Here is a 22,586-nt window from a genome sequence, read left to right as displayed (position 1 = left end):
GGCCTCCTTTAATAAATTTTTCTAATATAATTACCTTACCATTTTAATATGTTATTTACTAAAGTTGAAAATCATACTATGATTTGTTATTATTATAACAGGAGGCAATATGGCTAGAATAATTGAAAAAACAAACTTAAATGAAAATACAATTAAATTTGTAGTTAATGCTCCAAACATTGCCAAAAGGGCTTTGCCAGGACAATTTATAATGCTTAGACTAGATGAAAAAGGAGAAAGAGTACCTTTTACCATTTCTTCTACAGATGGTGAAAATGTTACAATAATTGTTCAAGTAGTTGGTGGAACTACTATGAGAATGGATAAGCTTAAGGCTGGAGATGGTTTCCTTGACTTTGTAGGTCCACTAGGAATCCCAACAGAACTTGATAGTCTTAAAGGCAAAAATGTATGTGTAGTCGGTGGTGGTCTTGGTACTGCAATTGCCTATCCACAAGCCAAATATCTACACGATATCGGTGCTCATGTTGACGTAATAATTGGCTTTAGAAACAAAGATTTAATTTTGCTTGAAGACGAGCTAAAAGAATCTAGTGAAAACTTGTACATAGCAACTGATGATGGATCATATGGACATTCTGGTTTTGTAACAGAGATCTTAAAGGATAATATTGACTCTGGCAAAAATTACGACCATATTCTTGCCATAGGGCCAGTAATAATGATGAAAAATGTTGTAGAAGTAGCCAGACCTTATAATATACCAGTTACAGTTAGTATGAACTCAACTATGGTTGATGGCACCGGTATGTGTGGTTGCTGCAGGTTAACAGTTGATGGCCAGATGAAATTTGCCTGTGTAGATGGTCCAGATTTTGATGGTTACAAAGTAGATTTCACTGAAGCTATGAATAGATCTAGAAACTACATAAAAGAAGAAAGAGACCATGTTTGCAACTTAACAGGAGAGGTAAGAAATGGCTGATTACAAAATTAATATGGCAAAAGAAAAAGTTAAGATGCCAGAACAAGACCCAAATGTTAGAAATAGTAATTTTGAAGAAGTAACCCTGGGATACACTTTGGAAATGGCCCAAGAAGAAGCAACTAGGTGTTTGCAATGCAAAAACGCCCCATGTATGGCTGGCTGTCCAGTATCAGTTCATATTCCAGAATTTATCAACCACCTTGTAAGTGGAGATTTGGAAAATGCCTATGATGCAATTGCAAAAACCAACAACCTACCAGCCATTTGTGGTAGAGTCTGCCCACAAGAAGTTCAATGCGAGGGCGTATGCACTAGAGGAATCAAAAGCGAACCAGTTGCTATAGGTCGACTTGAAAGATTTGTCGCTGATTGGCATATGAGCAATTCCTACAACAAACCTGTAGAAGTAACCAGCCAAAATACAAAAGTAGCCGTAATAGGTTCTGGGCCATCTGGTCTATCTGCTGCTGCAGATCTTGCAAAAATGGGTTATCAAGTTGTAATATTTGAAGCCTTCCACACAGCAGGTGGAGTTTTGATGTATGGTATACCGGAATTTAGGTTGCCAAAGGCACTTGTACAAAAGGAACTAAAAAATGTAATAGGACTAGGAGTAAGACTACAAACCAATACTATAGTAGGTCGTACTATTTCCCTAGATGAACTCTTTGACCAAGGTTTTGAGGCTATATATATTTCAACGGGTGCTGGTCTTCCATCATTTTTGGGCATCCCTGGAGAAAACTTAAATGGCGTATACTCTGCAAATGAGTTTTTGACCAGGATGAATTTAATGAAAGCCTATAAGTTCCCAGAATTCGATACACCAGTTAATGTCGGCAAAAAAGTTTGCGTTGTTGGTGGTGGGAACGTAGCAATGGATGCAGCAAGATCTGCAAAAAGACTTGGTGCTGATGTAACCGTAGTCTACAGAAGAAGCTTTGAAGAAATGCCTGCAAGGATTGAAGAAAGCCACCATGCTATGGAAGAAGGAGTAAAATTCTTAAACCTCCACAATCCAGTAGAAATCCTTGGCGAAGATGGTTGGGTCAAAGCTGTAAAGCTTGAAAAGATGCAACTTGGTAAGCCAGATAAGTCTGGTCGTCGCCGTCCTATTCCAACAGGTGAATACGAAAAAGTTGATTTTGACTCTGTAATAATTTCCATAGGCCAAAGTCCAAATCCACTTATCAAACAAACAAATGCTGATATAGAAACAGAATCTTGGGGTGGAATCATCATAAGTGAAGATACTACTATGACTACCAAAGACGGAGTGTTTGCAGGCGGTGATGCCGTAAGTGGAGCTGCAACTGTAATCCTTGCCATGGGTGCTGGCAAAAAAGCCGCTGAAAATATCGACAAATATATCAAAGCTAAAAAATCTAAAGAATGATTATTACTTAGAACATTTTTGACAATGCTAAATAATATTATCTTTCTAATTGGGGCTGTTGCAAATTGATAGATATCTATCGTTCCATCATTGGAGTGCACTCCCAGAAAGTTTGAGATTTAGCCCGCCGGCTTAGGGAGGCCAAACTTTCTGGGAGGGTGCTCGAATGATATAGGAACGATTTATCTATTTTGCAACAGCCCCTTTTTATTTTTACAAGGATTTAACATAGATTTATAAATATCGAAATAAATCAGGCCTACAATAAATGTGATTATACATAGGAGGATATTTATGAAAAACAACAAAAAAATAATATTAGCCCTAGTTATAGCAACTGCTACAACAACCATCTTCCCTACTGCACATGCAGCAGAAGAAATTAAAGAACCAGAAGCAGCAATCATCGAAACAAGTGAAGAAGCAACAAGCGAAACTAACCATGAAGCAATTGATTACTCAGCTGATAATGTTTTTAACTTCCAAGATGACGAAGTTACATTCCCAAAAAATGAAGCAAATGTAAGAGAAGCTGATGGTACAAACAAATTTAACAGAGCTACAGAAACAGATCGAGACACTTTTGGCGAGGATCAAAACGTTAATAACATTGACCCAGAAGTAGCTAAAAAGTTGGAAGAAACAGATGGTGAATACGGTAAAAAAGATGGCGAATACGCCAACCACAATTTAAAATCTATAACAACACCAATTAAGAACATCGTAGTAAATAATGGTAAAAATGAAAACGAAATTGCAATCACATGGTTTGCAACAGGCGATGTTACAGAATCAAAGCTTGTATTTGATGGTAAAGAATACACACCTATTAGATCAAGAAAAACTGGTGACAAAAATGGATATAGCACCTACACAGCTATAGTAAATATCACTCCTGGTAAAACTTATACATACTATGTACAAACAGGATCTTACAAGTCAGAAACTTATAGTCTACAAACAAAGGCTCTTGGCAAAAACAATGAATTCTCCATAGCTTATTTCGGCGACCCACAAATGGGATCTGGTGATAGTGTTTGGGATAAAAAAGGACTAAATAAAAACACCCAAGCAAAGGTTGACCAAGACAAGATAGACTTTGGCAAGTCTATAGAAAAAGCTCGTAAACTTGATCCACATTTCTACCTATCTATGGGCGACAATGTAGAGATTGCAAACTTAGAAGGTGAATATGACTATTTCTTGGATAATGACTTATACAAAGAAAGAGTATTCTCATCAGTAGTAGGTAACCACGAAACATATGTCAATGATAAGGATGGCCATAGCCAAAGAAATACAGTTTTTGCTGACCACTTCTATCTACCAAACGAATCAAAATTAGGATCAATATCAAAAGTTAACGAAGATGGAACTGCTTACTATATTCCTGGAGACTACTACTACTCATATGGTGATACATTGTTTATAAACCTTAACTCAAATGTACTTGATTCCAAAGAACACGAAGCGTTCATCAAAGATGCAATCGAAAAAGCAACAAAAGAACGTGGCAAAAACTTCTCATGGAAGGTAGTATCATTCCACCACGCACCATACTCAACAGCAACCCACACATCTGACAAAGATATACTTCAAAGAAGACATGAACTTGTAAAAATCTTTAACGAAAATGGTATAGATCTAGTCCTAAACGGCCACGATCATATCTACACCAGAACTGGTCAAATGCTTGCTGGAGAACAGGCGATGAGCTTTGAAGAAGCCTATGGTACAGATTCAAAAAATGAAAATGCGGGCATCAAAGAAGGCTATTCAGAAACCTACAACAACAGAATATATAACAATGGCAAGGTAATAGTAGATGGTATAAAATTAGATTATGACAAAAGAGAAGTCACCAACCCACGTGGAACACTTTTCCTAACTATGTCTGCATCTGCGGGAGCAAAATTCTACAATCCAATCGGAGAAGACCAATGGTTTGTAGTAAGAAGCTTGGACGACCGTAGCCAACTCTTCTCTACCCTAAGCTTTGCTCAAAACAAATTCAATCTAACAACAATGGATCCAGAAGGCAAGATTGTCGACACCTACACTATCAACAAAACAGATGATTTTATAAAAAATCCAAACATGAATGACAAAAAAGTCGACAAGACAAAACTTGAAAATTACATCAATCAAGCTAAATCATTCAAATTAGTTCAAGATGAAGAAAATGTAAAATTATACCAAGATGCTCTTGATATAGCTAATGAAGTTCTAGATAGCAAGTATACTAGCCAAGAAGAAATTGACTCTGCTATAGAAGTCCTAAAAACAAGACTATCAGACATCAAGTTTACATCAAAAGCAGAAGAAGGTCCAAAGGCTCCTAAAGCTCCAAAAACAAACAAAAATCCAAAAACTAAAGCAAGTAAAAAAGAAGAATCCAAAAAAAGTTCAAAAGAATCTTCAAATCCAAAAACAGGAATAGCAAGCCTAGCAAGCGTATACACAACACTAGCACTTGCAAGTGCAGGATTCTTTGCATCAAAGAAAAATAAATAAGTAAAATTAGATGCTCTTTATAAGGGCATCTTTTTTTAAACTAGGGAATACCCTAGGTATATCATTTTACTAAACAATTAAATCATTCTTTCTATCATAAATATTAAGATACAAAAAACTCGAGATTAACTCGAGTTTTTCTAGTCAGATAATTTGCGCAATATTATCTAATATAAGTTTTTAATTATTTTTTCTTTCTTGTTGCTACGATACCAGCCATTGAGATTGCTAGTGTTGAAACTACAGATGTCATTGCACCTACGCCAGTTTTTGGGTTAGATGTAGCTGGTTTCTTGTTTTCAGGTTTTTTATCTTCTGGTTTTTTGTCATCTTCTGGCTTTTTATCATCTTCTGGCTTTTTGTCATCTTCAGGTTTCTTATCATCTTCTGGCTTTTTGTCATCTTCAGGTTTCTTATCATCTTCTGGCTTTTTGTCATCGATATTCTTTTCGTTTTCTATCAATGTATCTTGAATATCTTTTGTTATTTTATTTAATTTGTCAGTTAAATCTTTTGCTTCTTTTTCTTTGTCACTTACATCATCTTTATTATCATCTGATGGTTCTGTTTCTTCATCTTCTGGAGTACCTGTTACATTGTGGTATACGTGAGAAGCATTGCCAGCTTCGTCATATTCTGTTCTTAAGTAAACATATCCAGGTATGTCTTTTTCAGGAAGTAATCCTTCTTCAGTTGGTTCTATTTCCATATCAGTTAGATCTACATATTCTGTTACATGTCCATCACTTGCTTCAGCTGCATAAGAAATATTAGCTGATTTAACAGTATATGCACCACCAAATACTAAGCCAGTAGAAAGTGCTACTGCCAAGATTTTGCTATTTTTCATAATTTTCTCCTTTAATCTATTAATATAATAGCCTATCTGACTACATATATTATATTGCCTTTGTAATCATTTTGCAATGATTATGTAGAAAATTTGAGCATTATTTTATCGACTTCTTAGTTTATCTAAAAATCCTTACATGCGAGCTGCTTCTTCTAGCCATTTTTTATCTTCTGGGTCAGCTGAGTATCTTTGCTTTTTGTCAAGGCTTGCCATCGCTTTCATATCTTCATCTGTAAGTTCAAAGTCAAAGATATCAATATTTTCTCTTATTCTTTCTTTATGAGATGATTTGGCAAGGACCATTACTCCACGGCTTATATTCCATTTTAGTATGATTTGAGCAGGAGATTTGCCATATTTTTTCGCTAAATTTTTTATTACTTCTTCTTCAAATATATTTGACTTCCCTTGGGTGAGTGGGCTCCAAGCTTGGTGGAGTATATTATTTTCTTTTAGGAAGTTGTGAGTATCCACATCTTGTAAGTGTGGATGGCTTTCTAGTTGGTCTAGGACTGGAGCTGGACCTTCTTTTAATAGCTCTGTCATTTGCTTAATAGAAAAATTACATACTCCAATTGATTTGATTAGTCCTTGGTTCTTGTAATCATTGAAAACTTCCCAAGTTTCCTTATAGCCCTCTCCATACCAGTGAATTAGAGCAACGTCTATATAGTCAACCTTTAGATCTTTTAGGGAATCGTCCAAGGATTTCTTGGTCGCATCATAACCAAAGGCGCTTGGCCAAACCTTGGTTGCTATTTGGTAGTCTGATCTTTTTTTGCCAGACTCCTTAAGATATTTGCCCAAAATATCTTCATTGTGATAATATTTTGCTGTGTCAAAATAAGTATAGCCTGCCTCAAGCGCTGCTTCTATGGTATGATCCATATCTTTTTCTTCAGTTATTTTAAATGTTCCAAGTCCTATGGCCGGAACTTCTATCCCGTCATTTAGTTTAAAATACTTCATGCTTGTCTCCTTTATTAAAATGCTCTCTTTATGTATAATTGTACTATGAAAACAGTATTAATAACAGGATCTTCTAGGGGGATTGGTGCTGCAATTGCCAGAAGACTTAATGATGATTACAAGATAATAATAAATTATAGAAACAGCAAAGAAAAAGCCTTCAAGCTTTTGTACGAGCTTAGAGAGACAAATCCAAATGTTATAGCGGTAAAGGCTGACGTGTCAAAAGAAGAAGATGTGGCTATGATGTTTGATGTGGCTGAAAAAAACTTCGGCCATGTGGATATACTAATCAATAATGCCGGCATTTCCCACTTTTCTCTTATCCAAGACATAGAATTTCAAACGTGGAAAGATGTAATAAATACCAATTTAAACTCAGTTTTTCTAAATAGCAAAAGAGCCATACCAAATATGATTTCTAACAGATACGGAGTAATCATAAATATGAGCTCTATTTGGGGAGACTTTGGAGCGAGCATGGAAGCCCTCTACTCCACATCTAAGGGTGGCATCAATACTTTCACAAAGGCCTTGGCAAAAGAACTTGCTCCATCAGGCATCAGGGTAAATGCCATAGCTCCTGGCATGGTAGAAACTGATATGATGAGAAATGACTTCACAGATGAGGAGATTGAAGAGTTAAAAAAGGAAGTCTCATTAAACAGATTTGCTAGACCTGAAGAAATTGCAGGATTGGTAAAGTATCTAATATCAGATGAGGCTTCCTATATAACTGGAGATATAATTCATATTAACGGTGGATTTTATTAAAGAAAAAGAAAAGTTTAACATGCAGGCGTTTTTGGGCTGCAGGAAAAAGGACCTAGGGTATTCATTGTGGTCTAGGTCCTTAAATCTATTATTAAATCAATTAATTTTTTCCAATTCTCCAGCACTATACCAATAAATCAAAGACTCTTTAACTTCTTTCTTTAAAGCATCTTCAATTGCCTTTTTATAAACTCTAAGCTGATCATCATAAAATCCTTCTCTTTTTATAGCATCAGTTTTAAAGTCCAATAGTACTGCATGATCATCAAATTCGAATATCAAATCTATCTGCCCATTTACATAATAATCCTCATATTTCATCAAAAATGATTCTTCTTTTCTTAGATTACTTGCATTTTGATAAAGATTTTTTATGGTCGGATTGGAGTAATAGTTAATTATTTTATCTTCATCTACTACTTTCAATTTTTCTGCTCTAATCTTGTTTTCTTTGATAAGTTTATCAAAGCTATCTTTCAATCTTTCCTTATCATAATCTTCATAGTCCAAGGCTTGGAAGACCTTGTGAATGATAGTTCCTATATCAGTTGGCTTATAGGCTTTGATTTCTGTAATAAAGTTTGGCTTTCTAAATTCTCCAGACTCCCTAAATCTATCGTAGGCTGGCAATTCGTAGCCATCTTCTTCTGGATTGAAATTTTTGGTAATTTCTGTTACAGATTTTTTGATGGATTCTTTAGTATCTGCTAGATTTTTGTAAGGAACTTGGTAGATATCTAACATTTTTTGGTAGAGTTTCTCATTTACTTTCTGATCTTCCAAAATATCTTTTATGCCATGTATATGAAATTTTTTATATTCTCTTTCTTCCCTTATTAAATCAAGCTTTGCTAGTCCCTCAAGGGCATTGCTTTCATAATTTCCATTATTTATATCTGCTGCAATTTTGTCAGTAGAAATTATTGAAATTATCCAGTCAATATATGAAGTCATATTTAGAAAATCTTTTCTACCGATATTTTTATCAAGCTTATCTATATCTTTCTCGCCCACGATTATTAATTTATTAATAGGTCTAGTGAGAGCAACGTAGAGAACTCGCATCTCTTCTTTTTTATTTTCAATGGTGGTTTTTTCGTTTATAAGATCTCTTTTTATCGATGAAAGTTTGACCTTGTTTTCATAATCTGCCACATTTATCCCTATGCCAAGTTCATCATCAAAGGCAATATTTTCGCGAAGGTGGTTGATATTGAATCTTTTTGCTGTGTCAGCAAGGATTACTACAGGAAATTCCAGGCCCTTGGACTTGTGAATGGTCATTATCCTCACCAAATTTTCATTTTCTGACAGGTCCCTTACTGCATTTAGATTATCAGTTTGATAGAGTCTTAAATTTTCTGCATAGTCTAGAAATCCAAATAGACCATCGTCATTATTTTCTTCGTATTCACTCATCAAATCTATGAAAGCTTCTACATTGGCAATCCTATCATTTGCCCTATCCCTTGCCATTAAATAATTATAGTAACCAGAATTTTCAAAAATAAAGTTGCCAAATTCGTATAAGTTCATGAGAGAAAGTCTATAATTATAGGTGGTCATTTCCGTCTTGAAATCTATGATTTTATTTAAAATATCTCCCTTTATATCATAATCGTCAAAGGCCTTGGCAAAACTTGTTGCATCTGTATTTAGTCTAATTTGAGCCAAATCATCTTCGCTAAATTCATATATCTCACTTTGGAGGACCGACAAAAGTGCAAGGTCGTCCTTTGGATTAGCAATAAGATGTAAGATGTTTTTAAAAAATGTAACCTCAACTGCTCCAAAGGAAACTTTGGAAATATCGTTAAAAAACGGGATTTCAGCATCCTTAAAGGCATTTTCGTAGATATAGGACTTAGCTCCTGACCTTAGGAGAATTGCTATATCCTTGTATTCATAGCCCTGATCTAGCAAATCTTTGATCACTTCAGCTATATGGTTAGCCTCATCAATCCCTTTGTCTATAATATGGATTTCAGTTTTTGGCCTAGGCTTATCAAAGTTTTGCGTTGGATTTAGCCTGTGGCCACCGTTTCTGTAATCTATACCAGAAGATTCTTTTGTCATTAGCCTTTCAAAAATAAAGTTATCAAAATTTAGTATATCTGCATCTGTCCTAAAGTTTTCGTTAAGGTTTATCCTCATAGATTTGTCTGAAGATTTCTCGTATTGGTCAAGTTTATCTAAGAATAAATCTGGCCTTGCCCTACGGAAGCCATAGATTGACTGTTTAACATCGCCTACGAAAAACAAATTATCCTCGGCCTTCAATTTTTCAATTATATAGTTTTGGATTTCGTTAGAATCTTGATACTCATCAAAAAATATATATGAAAATCTATCCTTTATGGTAGAAAGAGCTTCATCATTTTCAAGTAATTTTATGAAATAAGCTTCCATATCATTAAAATCTAGATAAGATTTTTCTAGCTTTTTTGACTCATACTTTTCCATAAAAGATTTGCATAATCTTGCTAGTTCTTTTAGAATATCTACTTCTTTTTTGGAAAATTCCTCTACTATTGAAGAATTTGTGTTTAGGACCAAGGAAGAAATAGTTTTTATGTCATTTTTGTAGGCATCTCTATTTTTTTTCAAAATAGGCTGTATGTCTTTCTCATCTTTTTTGGCACGAACCATGGTTGGAAACTTTACTTTTGATATCTTATCAATAAAAATATCCCAATCCTTAAAAGCTTTAATGCTAAGATTTCTAACTATATCCAAGTCACTTGCAAAAAGATTAGCATAGTCTTCTCGAAGACTGGCATTTTCTGCTATTTGCTTGGTCTCTAATATTGATTTTTCTATGTCAGATAATTTTTTCTCTATGATTTCTATAAAAACATTAAAATCAAATGGTTTTTCAGTCTTTGCATCAAGCCATCCTATAGGATCGATTTGAGAGGTTGATTTTTCGTAAGTTTGGAGGATGACATTTTTTGCATTTCTGTCGTTTCTAGAAGTCGAAAAGTTGTGGATGAACTTATGAAAAGTCTCACTTTCCCTTTGGTATTCTTCGTCAAAAACTTCGTCAATAGCTGCTTCTTTTATTAAGACATTAGTAGACTCACTTACCACCTTAAAACTTGGGGAAAGATTATCAAAATAATAAAAATATTCCCTAAGCATATCTGAAGCAAAGGAGTGCATGGTTTGGATATGGGCATGTTTGATAAGTTTGACTTGGTTTTTTATAAACTTGTTTGCTGGATTCTTTTCAAGAATTTCTTCTAAGGCAAGTCTTATCCTATCTTTCATCTCAACTGAAGCCTTGTTGGTAAAAGTTACAATAACCATTTTGTCTATGTCAACCTTATCATTTACCACCAAATCTATCACCCTGTCGACTAGAACCCTGGTCTTTCCAGATCCTGCTGCAGCTGATACTATTATATTTTTGTCACGCTCTTTTATAGCCATAAGTTGGCTATCAGTATATTTGATATCAGCCATCAGTCTTCCTCCTCACTTCTTAAATCTTCTAGTTTCTTAGTCTTGTCAAAATCTCTATACTTGTCACTATCAATTGACTCGTCAAACTTGCAAATACCCTTATAGTCACAATATTGGCATTCGTTCATTGTGTCTGTATATCTGATTGGATTTAATTTTATATTTCCAATTTTTATCTCTTTGATATACTTGCTTATGAGCTTTCTAACAAATTTATCCAAAAGTATTTTCTCATCTTTTTCCAAAATATCGGTGTTTTTCCTATCAATCACATCAATACTTTTGATGTCACTATAGTTTTTATCAATTAACTTAAAAACTTCTTCATTTATTTTGATAAGAAGTCCATTCATTTTAAACTTATCTTGGTAGATCTTTGATAGGACTTCCCTGTCGTAGGCTTGGTCAAGTTTGACCAACTCGTCAGAAAGTGGCATATAAAAAGAACCAATTGGCTTGATATAGTCGTTTTTGATATCAGCGCTCATCATATAAACTAAGAGTTGTAGGTCCAGACCATTTAGGACATTTACCAGTTTAAATACCTTGTTGCCAGTCTTGTAGTCGATAATCCTTATAAAATCATCAGCCTGGTCAATCCTATCAATTCTGCCTCTCAGATAGTTTTCTTCGTCAACATAAACCGGTGGGAAATCCCCATCCTTGCCATAGCCAAAATCAACTTCCACATCTGAAACTTTAAATTCTCCTGCTTTCAATTGGTTAATGATTTCCTTAGAATTAGCCTTGGTATTTTTCAATATGTTATTTACTATAAAGACATTTCTAGGGTCAGCTTTTCTCGCCTTATCCATGATATTATCTATAGAAGCTTCAAAATTTTTCCTTAGTTGGTCTTCAAATTCATCATAATCTATAGAAGTAAGGTCGGCATCCATCAAAATTTTTGAAATATCTTCAAGAGAATTATGAACCAAGCTTCCTAGTTCTCTAGCATCGACATCGTAATTTTCTTCATAAGCTGGTCTTAGGCCAAAGTTTACAAAGTACCTATATGGACACCTAGAATAAGTTTCAATTTCTGTGATGTTGAAATGATTCTTCCTATAGAGTTTTTGCGCAGTGTCTAAATGCAAGGACGCCTTGTCATTAGTGTGAAACAAACCCTTTAGTAACAAATCATATGAACCATAGTTTTTGATATATGCATTATAAGTTTTTGTAAAATCAAGGCCAGGAACGCTTTCTCCTCTTCTAATCTTCCACAGGTTATCCATAGTATATTTTTGACTAAGGTCCTTGGAATAAATAAGGTCAGCCTCTTTTAAACTAGTAAGGTCATTGATTCTTAATTTAGGAAAAATATTTAATATACCATTTAAAACTGGAGATTTGTTTATACCAGCTCCACTTCTATCACTTAGGGCAAAGGATAGGTAAATTTTGTCTGATTTTTCAAAGATCTTGTATAGGTTTAGTTTTTCTTTTTCTTCTAGGTCTTCTTCGTAGATTTTCAAATCCAAATTTATAGCTTGAAGTTTTTCCTTTTCTTCCTTGCCCATGATAAAATCTCCTGTAGATTTAGATGGGAAAAATGTATCGTTAAGTCCTAGGGCAAAATTTATCCTAGTGTCTGCTATTCTTGGTGATTTAAAACTTGATATAGTGACATGGTCCTTACTTGGTGGGATGATTCCAATTTCAATATCTTCTGCAACCGATTTTATGATATTATAGATGCCCCTGATGTCATTATCCCTATGTTCCATCAATGAATGTAGCTCTTCAAGTATTGCCATGAGCTTACCCCAGACTTGGGCATTTTCTTCATAATTATCCAAATCATTCTCTTCTTTTAAGATAGTTTGGTAATTGTTAATGCCTGTTATAAAATTTGGATGACTCATCATTCTATAAATTCCATCTACTAGGATACTTGTCTTTGCTTTTTTCTTAGAAATTTTAAAAAGTGGCTCTAGAAGTGATATCAGCTCATCTCTAATTTGATTAACCATTCCAAATTCTAAGGATTTACTAGCAAGTTTTTCTTCTTTTCTAGGATCATCTTTATAAAATTTATCGTAAAAATCTCTATCCATTTCAAAATATCTATCATCCCAAAACATAGAGCCTTTTATATTTCTATTCTTGATATAGTTTTGAAAAACAATCACTTTTTCTTCTGCATTTTCGCCAAAATCATATATATTTGACCTTAAGAAAAAATTTAAATCGTGTTCATTAAATCCAAAGGCAAGCAAGCGAAGGATTGATAGATAGGTTTTTACTATATGGTTATCAGAAAGTTTATTGGTCCTATTTAAAAATATAGGAATCTCATAGCGGTTAAAAATCTTCTTAATTTCATTTTCATATTCGCTCTGATCGCTTATATAAAGTGATATATCCTTATATCTTAAGTCTTCTTCATGGATTAGTTTTTTAATAATTAGGGCAATATTTTCCACTTCGCTGTGGGTTGAAGTAGACTCCAAAACATGGATATTTTTCGGATCTTTGCCATAAGCTTTTCTATTATATTTCTCATAATTTATGCAAAGATGGTTGATGTCTTCGTTTTTATTGATAGGTGCATCTAGGATAATTTCTTTTGTTGGTCTCATTTCATTTATCCTATGATAAAATTTGATGGCCATGTCATAAATTTCCATATCCTTTGCCATAGGATTTTTGATATAGGCCATATCAAGTGTAAGATTAATATTTACCTTGCACCCTAGTTTTAAAAGTCCCCATATAAAATCCATTTTTATATCTGAAACATAGTCAAATTTGTCAAAATAGAAATTTGCCCCCCTTAAAAATTCGGCTTGGCTAAGTTTTTCACTAACTTGGCATAACCTATCTTCGCTATCTATAAATTTGCCATCGATCTCTTTTTGATAAGCGTCATAAATTAGCTTTAGCTCTCTAAACTTTAATTTTAAAACTTCATCTGAAAGGCCAGTATCAATTGCCTTAAAAAATTCCTGGTCAAAATTATTGTCCTTTATAGTACTGATCAAACTTTCTATGTCTTCCACGAAAGCTGCATTGAGATAGTTATTTTTAAACAAAACAAGATGATCATTTAAATCTCTCAGGATATTAGTTAAAATCATAATCTTGCCCGATTTTGACAAAGACTCTTCACCAAGGCCCCCAACTCTATCTAATATAAATCTGGAAAAGGATGAAAAAGATAGGACTTTTATATCCATGACAGTTGAAAAACTTATATTTTTCATCAAATTTATATCAGTTTGTAGGGTGTATTGTTCTGGAACTATCAGAAAACTTTTCTCACCATTTTTGATATCTTCTTCAATTTTTTTATAAATAAATTTTGAATTTGCACTGGGTGATTTTGATATGATTAGATTTATCATGGCTTAACCTCTATAAAACTGCCCTCATCACTGGTGTATGTGACGATTATTTTTGCATCAATTGCATCTTTTAATTCTCCCACATGAGAAATAAGTCCTATAAACTTATTCTCATAGGATAACTTTTCAATCTGTTCTATGACCTTATTTAGATAATCTTCTGACAAAGTTCCAAAGCCCTCATCAATAAAGAGTGTGTCGATCTTAATCCCCCCATTTTCAGCAGCAATCTCATCTGAAAGGCCTAGGGCAAGAGAAAGAGAAGCTAAGAAAGATTCACCGCCAGATAGGGTTGAAGCCGGCCTTTTCTTTCCAGTATTTGCATCTAAAATTTCTATATCTAGTCCCTGCTTCATCCTCAAATCATCTCCATAAGACTTTCTTATTAGTGAAAATTGACCATTACTCATAGCATAGAGTCTCTTGTTGGCATAGGATAAGACCTTGTCAAAGTAATAGGTTAGGACAAAGGTCTCAAAGTCGATTTTTTCCCTGCCAGCTACCTTGGCAAAAGAACCATCAGCAATTTTTGAAAGATTTTGGAGTATTTGCGACTCGGCACTAATCTCTTTGTAAGATTTTTCTATGTCATATAAATTGTCATAAGTATTTTTTACATTCGTAATTTTAACTTGTAAATTAGATTTATCTTCTCTCAAACTTTTTAATCTTTGACTAAAAGCTAGAATTTCTTCTTCAATCTTTTCAATATCCACAGGATTTTCATCTTTGTATACCTTATAGTTTTCATATAGGGTATTAATTTTTTCTAATTCTTTGAAGTAATTTTCAATCTCAGTTTTTTTAGGATAAATAGCCTGGTAATCTTCTAATGCCTTAAAATACGAAGCTTTATCCTCAAAATTTTCTGCTACTTTCTTTTCAAATTCATCAAAAAATTCTTTTTCTTCTTTTTCATATTGACCAATTAAATTTTGACTGTTGGAAATATTAGTAGTGATTTCAGTTTTTTTTGTAAGTAAATTATTATATGACCTAGTCGTATTTAAAATTTCTTCATCTAAGGTCTTTATTTCCTTTTTAATCTTCTCTATTTTTTCACCAAGGTCATCTATATTTATATCTTCAAACTTATCCTTTTCTGAAAGATATGCGGCCTTTACTAATCCTCCCTCGTTAATAATCTTATCAATGGCCTCAATCTGATCTTTTAGTTCATTTGCTCTTGAATTTACCTTAGATAATTTCTCCCTTTCAAGAGATTTTTTACTTATTATTTCAGTAAGTTTTTCATTATCAGTAGAAATCTCACTTTCGATTCTTTTTATATTTTCTTTAAGCTTTTCAAAATCAGATAGAATATTAACATCATCTTCTATTTCTACCAGTGACTTTTTATAGATATCATTTTGTGATTCCAAGCTTGTAATCTTTGAATTTATCTCATATAAATCCTTGTTAATTTGATCGATATCAATTTCTGCTGTATGATGCTTTTCAAACTTATCTTCGTGTCTATGGCCACAAACCGGACAAATTTTTGTGTCATTTAGCTCGTCAATAAACTTATTCAAATCAATCAGTCTTTGGTTTAGATAATATTCGTTGACCTTATTATTTATATCGATTTTTTCTAGGTGTAAATCTTCTAAGGCCTTCTTATTTGCTAGTATCTTCTCATTAATTTCGATATTTTTATTTTTTAAAACTATCTTATCTTCTATAATGGTCTTTTCATGGTTAAGATCCATGAGACTTTCTTTAAGCCTATAAATGTCATCTCTCATTTTAGCTTCTTCATCGTTTAAGCCGTTTATAGAATCATTTAATTTGTCAATTTCACTTGATACTTGATCTAAGTCTTTCTTTTTTTCCTTCAATATACTTTCATTTTCTTGGATCTTTTCGTAAGATTTCTTGTTTGCTACAAAATTTTGAAATCTATCTGATAAGCTCAGCATATCTTTTAATTCTATCTTTAAATTATTAACATTTTCTTGCTTGTCGGTAAGATTGTCATAATAGCTTTTTAGGTGGATTAATTCTCGGTCTATTTCTTCTAAAGATTTTGAATATTTCTTAAAATTGCCATTAGCATTTTTCCTATCCAAGCATGCTTTTTTGTATCTATCTTCATATATTTTTATGCTTTTCGCAAATTCAGATTTTTCCAATTTACTTTTCTTTTCTTTATAAGTATTTTCATCTGCTAATAGCTTTGTCTTCTTATCTTTTATATCAAAATATCTTTGGATATTTGCATTTAAGGTCTTGGCCTTTTCTTTCTTACTTATGGCCTCTTTTTCCTTATCTTCCAAGCTAGTCTCTTTGTTATTTATGTCATTAAATTCCATAGTCATAGCTTTATGATACTTATCTATTGCTGCTAAAATATTTCTAAAATCATGAACTAGGACCTGGTCTCTGTCGACTTTTTCTGATATATATGGATATTGGTAGATAATTGTTTCAAGCCTTTCATCAATTATCTCCATGTCTTTTGATTTTAGCCTTGCTTTCTCTTTTATTTTTTCCTGAATCTCCTTGTATTCATAGGTTTTGAAAATATTGCCCAAAAGCTTAGTCCTATCGTCCGATTTTGCTTGTAGAAATTCTTGAAATTCACCCTGGGCAAGGAGCATTACTTTTGTAAATTGGTTCTTATCGAGGCCGATTATTTCTACTAATTTTTTGTCTGTTTGGGTCTTTTTCTCTGAAATAATATTCTTTTCGCTAGTTATATCATAGAGGGTTACCGAAGTTTTGATATTTTGGCCTGGCTTTGATTTTTTTGCTATTTGATTAGGTATTCTTTCTATCTGATATATCTTTCCATCAACTTCAAAAACAAGGTCAACATAGGTGTAAGAATCACTTTCGTTAAGAAAATCACTTCTCAAACTATTTTGATCTATATCTCTAGCTACTTCTCCGTAGAGAGCGTAGGTTATAGCATCAAAAATACTGGTTTTGCCCGAACCAGTATCTCCTGCTATAAGAAAAATTTTCTTTTCATAAAGCCTTGTAAAATCAATTTCTATTTCATTTTTATAAGTTAAAAATCCTCTAACTTTTAGTTTTAGTGGTCTCATCCAATCACCTTTTTTAAAACTTCTAGCTTATCAGCAGTCATTTCTTCGTCCATCTTGAATTTATAAAATTCCTCAAACAATTCTATGGCAGTTTTCCCGCTAAGGTCTATATCAAAGTCGCTATCCCCAGCAAATATACCCTTGTTTTTGTAAGTAATTTGAACAATATGAGGGAATTTTTCCTTTAACTTTGCCATAGCATTTTCTATAGTAGAATCATCTTCAAGTACTACCTTTATATAATCATCGCTTGGATTTTCATTAATTACATCAGCAAATTTACCACTTATAGTTCTAAAATCCCTTAGGGATTTGATGTCTATATCATAAGTTTTAGCATTATCTCTTATATCGACAAGGGTTACTGACTTTCTTTTATTCTCCTCATCAAAGGAATATTTCATAAAAGTTCCTGAGTAACGGATTTTGGGGTCAAGAACATAGTGTCTGTTGTGGAGATGACCAAGGGCAACATAGTCGAAGTTTTCGAAAAGGTGGGCATCCATAGCATCAGACCCACCAATAGTAAGGGGTTTTTGACCCTCTGTATATAAATCATCATCCTCTATTGCAATATTGTTAGCATAACAATGGCTAATTAAGACATTTCTATCCTCATATGGTATATCCTTTAGAACTTCTTTATAGACTTCTGTGAAATTGGCCATTTCCTTATCAAAGATTAGACTGGCCTGATTTAGGGAAATAAAAGGCACAAGGTAGAAATTAATTTTCCCGTACTCATCTTCGAGTGTGATAATATCATTTTTGTATTCCCCAACAAGATGATAATTTTTGGCCTTGTAAAATTTGCTATTGACATCGAGTCTTTTGGCAGAATCGTGATTGCCACTTATGGCAAGAACGATTTTTTCCTTGTTAAATATAATTTCTTCTATGAAGTTAGAATAAAGGCTAAGTGCTTCAACACTTGAAATTTGAGTGTTAAATATGTCTCCTGCAATCATTACCACATCAACTTTTTCCCTATCAATAATATCCAATATTTGGTCTAAGGCGTATTTTTGATCTTCGATTAAAGAGTAATTACCGATACTCTTGCCCAAATGTAGGTCTGCTAAGTGAAGTAATTTCATTGATTGTCCCTTACAAAGACCCATCTGTCAGAAGTAGAATTGTATGGATCGTATTTGTAACCATCTATTTCAATTTCTTTTATTTTTTCTGGGTCTTCAATTTTTTGACTAATGATCTCTTTGACCATTTTCCCACGCATTTGCTTCATCCAAGCCACAATTGATTTTAGTTTCCCATCTCTTACATCCTTAAAATCTATGGTAATAAATCTATCACCATCTTTTAGGTAATCAGTAATTGTCTTTGCATATTCTACACTAGCAAGATTAATGATTGTATCATTATCCTTATAAACTTCCTTGTAGATTAAGTCCTTCCAGAAGTCGTAGAGATCAATATCCTTGTTGTCAAAGTACAACCTATAATCAGCTATAGCTGTAAGTGGTTTTAAAGCTCCATATAGGGGTGAGATTATGTAAAGATGATCGTTTAAATAGTCTAAATCATCAAAATCTTCCCTTTTAAATTGCTTAAAAATCAAACCATCATAGGCGAAAAGAGCAGGGTTTTTAAGATTATTCAAATCCATTTCTTGGTAATCATAATAGGCTTTTTCTGTAAGCTTATCATTTGTGCCATGGAGATTGCCCATCTCGTTCATGGTATATTTTTTGAGTTTATTTACTAAATACTGAGTTTTATCTTTAAATAGTAGGTCTTCTGTCGGTATATCTTTATTTTCTTTAAAACTTTTTGCTGGTGAAATAATTATTTTCATCAAAGTCCTCCGTATATAAATATTATAACATAGAAAAAAGCAGGTCTAAGCCTGCTATTTCTAAATAAAATATTAATTTTTGAAGTAATTTACTAAACTTATAAGCAAAAACGAAATCACTGCAATTATAACTATGGCTCCTCCTGGCTTGATGCCCAAATAATAAGAAGCACAAATACCAGCAACCATAAATATAACTGATAAAAATATTGAAGCAATATACATTTTTTTGTATGACTTTGCAAAAACCATGGCTCCTGCAACTGGAATTGTCATAAGAGACGTTACCATCAAGGCCCCTACAGTTTTTGCAGAAATTGCAACAGTAACTGCAGTTAGTAGGGTGAAAAATATATTGATGGCACTGGTGTTGACACCTGCAAGTCTTGCCAATACTGGGTTGATGGATGTGTATAGTAGTCCGTAATACAGATATAGGGAGCTAATCACAACAATAAAAAAAACAAATAAAACTATATACACATCTTCACTAGATACAGTGGTAATAGAACCAAACATAAAGGATTCAAAACTTGTTCCACCTGGGGTAAAGTCAGAAAGAATTGATGCAATGGCAATGCCTGTACTCATTACAATGGCTGTTGCCATATCACCGTATTTGGGGAATTTCTTCCTTAAACTTTCTATGGCAAAACTTGCAATTATACATATGATAAGAGATGTCCAAAGTGGGTTTATACCAAATATAAGACCCAAACCAATACCTGCAAGAGATGAGTGGCTTAGGGCGTCTCCTATCATAGAAGTTTTTCTATTTATCATTATAATCCCAATCATAGGAATGATTATTGCAAGCATAATTCCAATGGCAAGGGATCTTCTCATAAATGCAAATTCAAGCATCTAATATCATACCTTCCTTTAAAACAACAACTTTGTTGACATAATTTTTTATAAATTCCATCTCGTGACTTATAATAATTATACTCAAAGAATGTTTTTTATTTAGATGCAAAAGTAAGTCTAGAAAATCTTCTTTGTTGGCCTGGTCAATACCCACAGTTGGCTCATCTAGGATCAAAACGTCTGGGTTATTTACCAAACATCTTGCAATCATAACCCTTTGTTGCTGACCACCGGATAATTTATTGAAGGGCTTGTCAATTAAATTTTCTATATTTAATATCCTAAATATATCCTCAACTGTCTTCATATTTTCTCTTGTAGGTCTCTTAAATTTGCCAAAGTTATTGTACAAGTTTAAGATAACATACTCCCTACAAGTGAGAGGAAAAGCAATGTTTGAAGACTCGTTAAGTTGAGGAACATAACCTACTTTTTGGAAGTTGTCAAAATCGTTGATATCTTTGTCAAAAATTTCTACAAAGCCTCTTTTGATAGGGATCTCTTTGGTAAGAATCTTGACAAGGGTGGTCTTGCCAGATCCATTTTCCCCACTTATAGCTAGGAAGTCTCCTGCTTCTAACTTTAGATTTATATTTTTTAAAATTTCTTTTTGATCATAAGCAAAGCTTAAATTATTAATACTTATTAAGGTCATTTATTATTTTTCTAATGATTTGTAAATTTCTTCTAGATTGTATCTGATTAACTCTTGGTAAGTCTTATTATTGTCCAAATCTTCATCTGTTGCAAGTTCTAGGGTATTAAGTGGTTTAATCTCTGCACCAATTTCATCAGCTAGGGTTTTTGCACTCTTATCAGATCCACCCATTTCATAGAAAATAGTATTGATATTCAACTCTTTTGCTTTTTCAGCTGCTTCTTTTAAAGTTTTTGCATCTGTATCATCAGTTGATGTAAGACTTGTAAGAGCTATTTGATTTAAGTTAAAATCGCGAGCTATATATGAAAATGCCTTATGGTTTACAAGAAAGTTTTTGTTAGAAGCTTCTTCAAATTTTTTGCTATATTCATCAATCATAGAATTTAACTCATCTTCTATTTTCTTATAATTGTCCATATAATAATCTTTGTTTGCTGGGTCAACTTGGCTAAGTTTTTCAGCAATAACTTTGGCTTGAGCAAGGCCATTTTTTGGACTTAACCATGTGTGTGGGTCAAATTCTCCATGATTGTGTTCATGATCGTGTTCTTCGTGTTCATGGTCTGCATCTTCTTCCTCATCTTCGTGATCCGCATTCTCTTCTTCATGTTCATGATCCGCATTCTCTTCTTCATGCTCGTGATCCGCATGTTCTTCTTCATGTTCATGATCTGCATGTTCGTCTTCGTGTTCATGATCGTGATCATGGTCTTCATCTTCATGTTCGTGGTCGTGATCCTCGTGGTTTGCTTTTATCAGATCAAGTCCCTCACTAGTATCAACAAGTTCTATATCAGTAGAATCTTCTAATGAATCTTCCCATTCTTCCATGCCTGCACCATTTATAAACATTAATTTAGAATTTGATAATTCTGCTATGTCTTTTGCAGAAGGTTCCCATCCGTGACTTTCAGCCTTTAGATTTGTGAAAGATTTTACTTCCATCTTATCCCCTGCTATTTGTTTAGTTAGGTTATAAATAGGATAGAAAGAAGTATATACTACGGTTTCTTCTGCTTGATCGTCAGAAGATGCGCTCTCATCTTCATTGTCTTCTTTTGTTGGCTCATCAAGACTTTCTTCTGTCTTTGGCTCATTTACTGGAGTTTCATCTCCATTTTCTGCTTTTTGTCCACAAGCACTTAAACTTAATCCAAGTGCAAGTACTAATGCTAGGTTTTTGTATTTCATATTCTCCTCCATTCATAATGCAAATCATTTGCAACAAGTATTATATAACAATTTATTTATATGTCAAATAATTGTATAATAATATTAACGGAGGTAATTATGAATATTAATGAACTCTTAAAGGACAAGGATCTAAAGGTCACCAAATATAGAAAACTAATCTTAGAAAATTTAAAATCTTGTGATAATCCAATATCCGCAGAAGAGCTTTTTGATAAACTCAAAAAAGATTACGACATGGACTTATCAACTATCTATAGAAACTTAAATATATTAGAAGAAAAAGGTGTCCTACTTAAGACTACAAATCTCGATGGTATAAGCTACTATCAATTAAACGACAGCCACCACAAACATTTTATAACTTGTAATATATGCCACAAAAAACTCACTATAGAAAATTGCCCGGTCCACGAACTGGAAGATGAAATAGAGAAAGAAACTGGCTTTGTAATCAACGGCCACAATTTTGAATTTACTGGAATATGTCCAGACTGTCAGAAAAAATCAGAACTACCAGCTTAGCTGGTAGTTTCCACAGCGCCTAGAAGGCGCGAATACCGGCACGCCCCTATTGGGGCTCCGAGTATTATCTCCACATGCACCACTTTCTCAGCTTCTGCTTAAGCAGTTTATTTATTGCTTCTTTTTACTGACTCTCCCGTAAACGGGTCATAGTATTCCTTGATACTTATTTGATCCGCATAATAGTCTTCTTTTAGTTGATT

General features: G+C 33.4%; 15 protein-coding genes and 1 pseudogene. 5 read left to right on the top strand and 11 right to left on the bottom strand.

Going from position 1 to position 22,586, the window contains the following annotated elements:
* The first annotated feature begins 109 nt into the window (after window positions 1–109).
* The 3 genes from BN38_RS08615 (at window position 110) to BN38_RS08605 (ending at window position 4,859) form a co-directional block, all read left to right on the top strand.
* Complete coding sequence (locus BN38_RS08615) at window positions 110–946, top strand: sulfide/dihydroorotate dehydrogenase-like FAD/NAD-binding protein (RefSeq protein WP_044566942.1); 837 nt, start codon at window positions 110–112, stop codon at window positions 944–946.
* Window positions 939–2,345 (top strand): NADPH-dependent glutamate synthase, encoded by a 1,407-nt coding sequence (gene gltA / locus BN38_RS08610; RefSeq protein WP_044566940.1) that lies wholly within the window; start codon window positions 939–941, stop codon window positions 2,343–2,345. Before BN38_RS08615 ends, gltA begins: the two co-directional genes overlap by 8 nt.
* Window positions 2,346–2,639: 294 nt before the next feature.
* Complete coding sequence (locus BN38_RS08605) at window positions 2,640–4,859, top strand: metallophosphoesterase (protein WP_044566938.1); 2,220 nt, start codon at window positions 2,640–2,642, stop codon at window positions 4,857–4,859.
* A gap of 184 nt (window positions 4,860–5,043) precedes the next feature.
* Here the strand turns inward: BN38_RS08605 and BN38_RS10790 are convergent, their stop codons facing one another.
* Both BN38_RS10790 and BN38_RS08595 read right to left on the bottom strand, forming a co-directional pair.
* The gene (locus BN38_RS10790; RefSeq protein ID WP_049944482.1) at window positions 5,044–5,709 is read right to left on the bottom strand and encodes a hypothetical protein; all 666 of its coding nucleotides are present in this window, start codon (window positions 5,707–5,709) and stop codon (window positions 5,044–5,046) included.
* A 135-nt stretch (window positions 5,710–5,844) separates the two neighbouring features.
* On the bottom strand, window positions 5,845–6,681 hold the full coding sequence (locus BN38_RS08595; protein ID WP_044566936.1) for an aldo/keto reductase: 837 nt from the start codon (window positions 6,679–6,681) through the stop codon (window positions 5,845–5,847).
* 45 nt (window positions 6,682–6,726) lie between these two features.
* On the opposite strand from BN38_RS08595, the gene ymfI reads away from it, so the two are divergent.
* Window positions 6,727–7,455: an elongation factor P 5-aminopentanone reductase gene (gene ymfI / locus BN38_RS08590; RefSeq protein WP_044566932.1), complete on the top strand. Its 729-nt coding sequence runs from the start codon at window positions 6,727–6,729 to the stop codon at window positions 7,453–7,455.
* A 96-nt stretch (window positions 7,456–7,551) separates the two neighbouring features.
* On the opposite strand, the gene addA is transcribed toward ymfI, so the two are convergent.
* The 8 genes from addA to BN38_RS08550 form a co-directional block, all read right to left on the bottom strand.
* The gene (gene addA, locus BN38_RS08585; protein WP_044566929.1) at window positions 7,552–10,920 is read right to left on the bottom strand and encodes a helicase-exonuclease AddAB subunit AddA; all 3,369 of its coding nucleotides are present in this window, start codon (window positions 10,918–10,920) and stop codon (window positions 7,552–7,554) included.
* Entirely contained in the window at window positions 10,920–14,270 is a 3,351-nt protein-coding gene (locus tag BN38_RS08580) for a PD-(D/E)XK nuclease family protein (protein ID WP_044566927.1), read from the bottom strand. Before BN38_RS08580 ends, addA begins: the two co-directional genes overlap by 1 nt.
* Complete coding sequence (locus BN38_RS08575) at window positions 14,267–17,323, bottom strand: AAA family ATPase (RefSeq protein WP_044566925.1); 3,057 nt, start codon at window positions 17,321–17,323, stop codon at window positions 14,267–14,269. The genes BN38_RS08580 and BN38_RS08575 overlap by 4 nt, the downstream gene beginning before the upstream one ends.
* Complete coding sequence (locus tag BN38_RS08570; RefSeq protein ID WP_044566923.1) at window positions 17,320–18,420, bottom strand: exonuclease SbcCD subunit D; 1,101 nt, start codon at window positions 18,418–18,420, stop codon at window positions 17,320–17,322. The genes BN38_RS08575 and BN38_RS08570 overlap by 4 nt, the downstream gene beginning before the upstream one ends.
* Window positions 18,417–19,139 carry a YaaA family protein gene (locus BN38_RS08565; RefSeq protein ID WP_044566921.1) on the bottom strand — a complete coding sequence of 241 codons (723 nt, stop codon included), beginning with the start codon at window positions 19,137–19,139 and terminating at the stop codon, window positions 18,417–18,419. Before BN38_RS08565 ends, BN38_RS08570 begins: the two co-directional genes overlap by 4 nt.
* Before the next feature lie 72 nt (window positions 19,140–19,211).
* Window positions 19,212–20,003: a metal ABC transporter permease gene (locus BN38_RS08560; protein ID WP_044566919.1), complete on the bottom strand. Its 792-nt coding sequence runs from the start codon at window positions 20,001–20,003 to the stop codon at window positions 19,212–19,214.
* Window positions 19,996–20,661 (bottom strand): metal ABC transporter ATP-binding protein, encoded by a 666-nt coding sequence (locus BN38_RS08555; RefSeq protein ID WP_044566917.1) that lies wholly within the window; start codon window positions 20,659–20,661, stop codon window positions 19,996–19,998. Before BN38_RS08555 ends, BN38_RS08560 begins: the two co-directional genes overlap by 8 nt.
* Window positions 20,662–20,664: 3 nt before the next feature.
* Window positions 20,665–21,858, bottom strand: a complete 1,194-nt coding sequence (locus tag BN38_RS08550) for a metal ABC transporter solute-binding protein, Zn/Mn family (RefSeq protein WP_044566914.1) — start codon at window positions 21,856–21,858, stop codon at window positions 20,665–20,667.
* Between the two features lie 99 nt (window positions 21,859–21,957).
* Between BN38_RS08550 and BN38_RS08545 the strand changes: the two genes are divergently transcribed.
* A complete protein-coding gene (locus tag BN38_RS08545) occupies window positions 21,958–22,383 on the top strand; it encodes a Fur family transcriptional regulator (protein WP_044566911.1) in 426 nt (141 codons plus the stop codon).
* A gap of 107 nt (window positions 22,384–22,490) precedes the next feature.
* On the opposite strand, the pseudogene BN38_RS11660 reads toward BN38_RS08545, so the two are convergent.
* Window positions 22,491–22,586, bottom strand: a pseudogene (locus BN38_RS11660) (IS200/IS605 family transposase); the annotation flags it as partial.

The sequence above is a fragment of the Anaerococcus provencensis genome, from assembly GCF_000312365.2.
Classification (GTDB): Bacteria; Bacillota; Clostridia; order Tissierellales; family Peptoniphilaceae; genus Anaerococcus; species Anaerococcus provencensis.
This window is presented reverse-complemented; position numbering and strand designations above follow the sequence as displayed.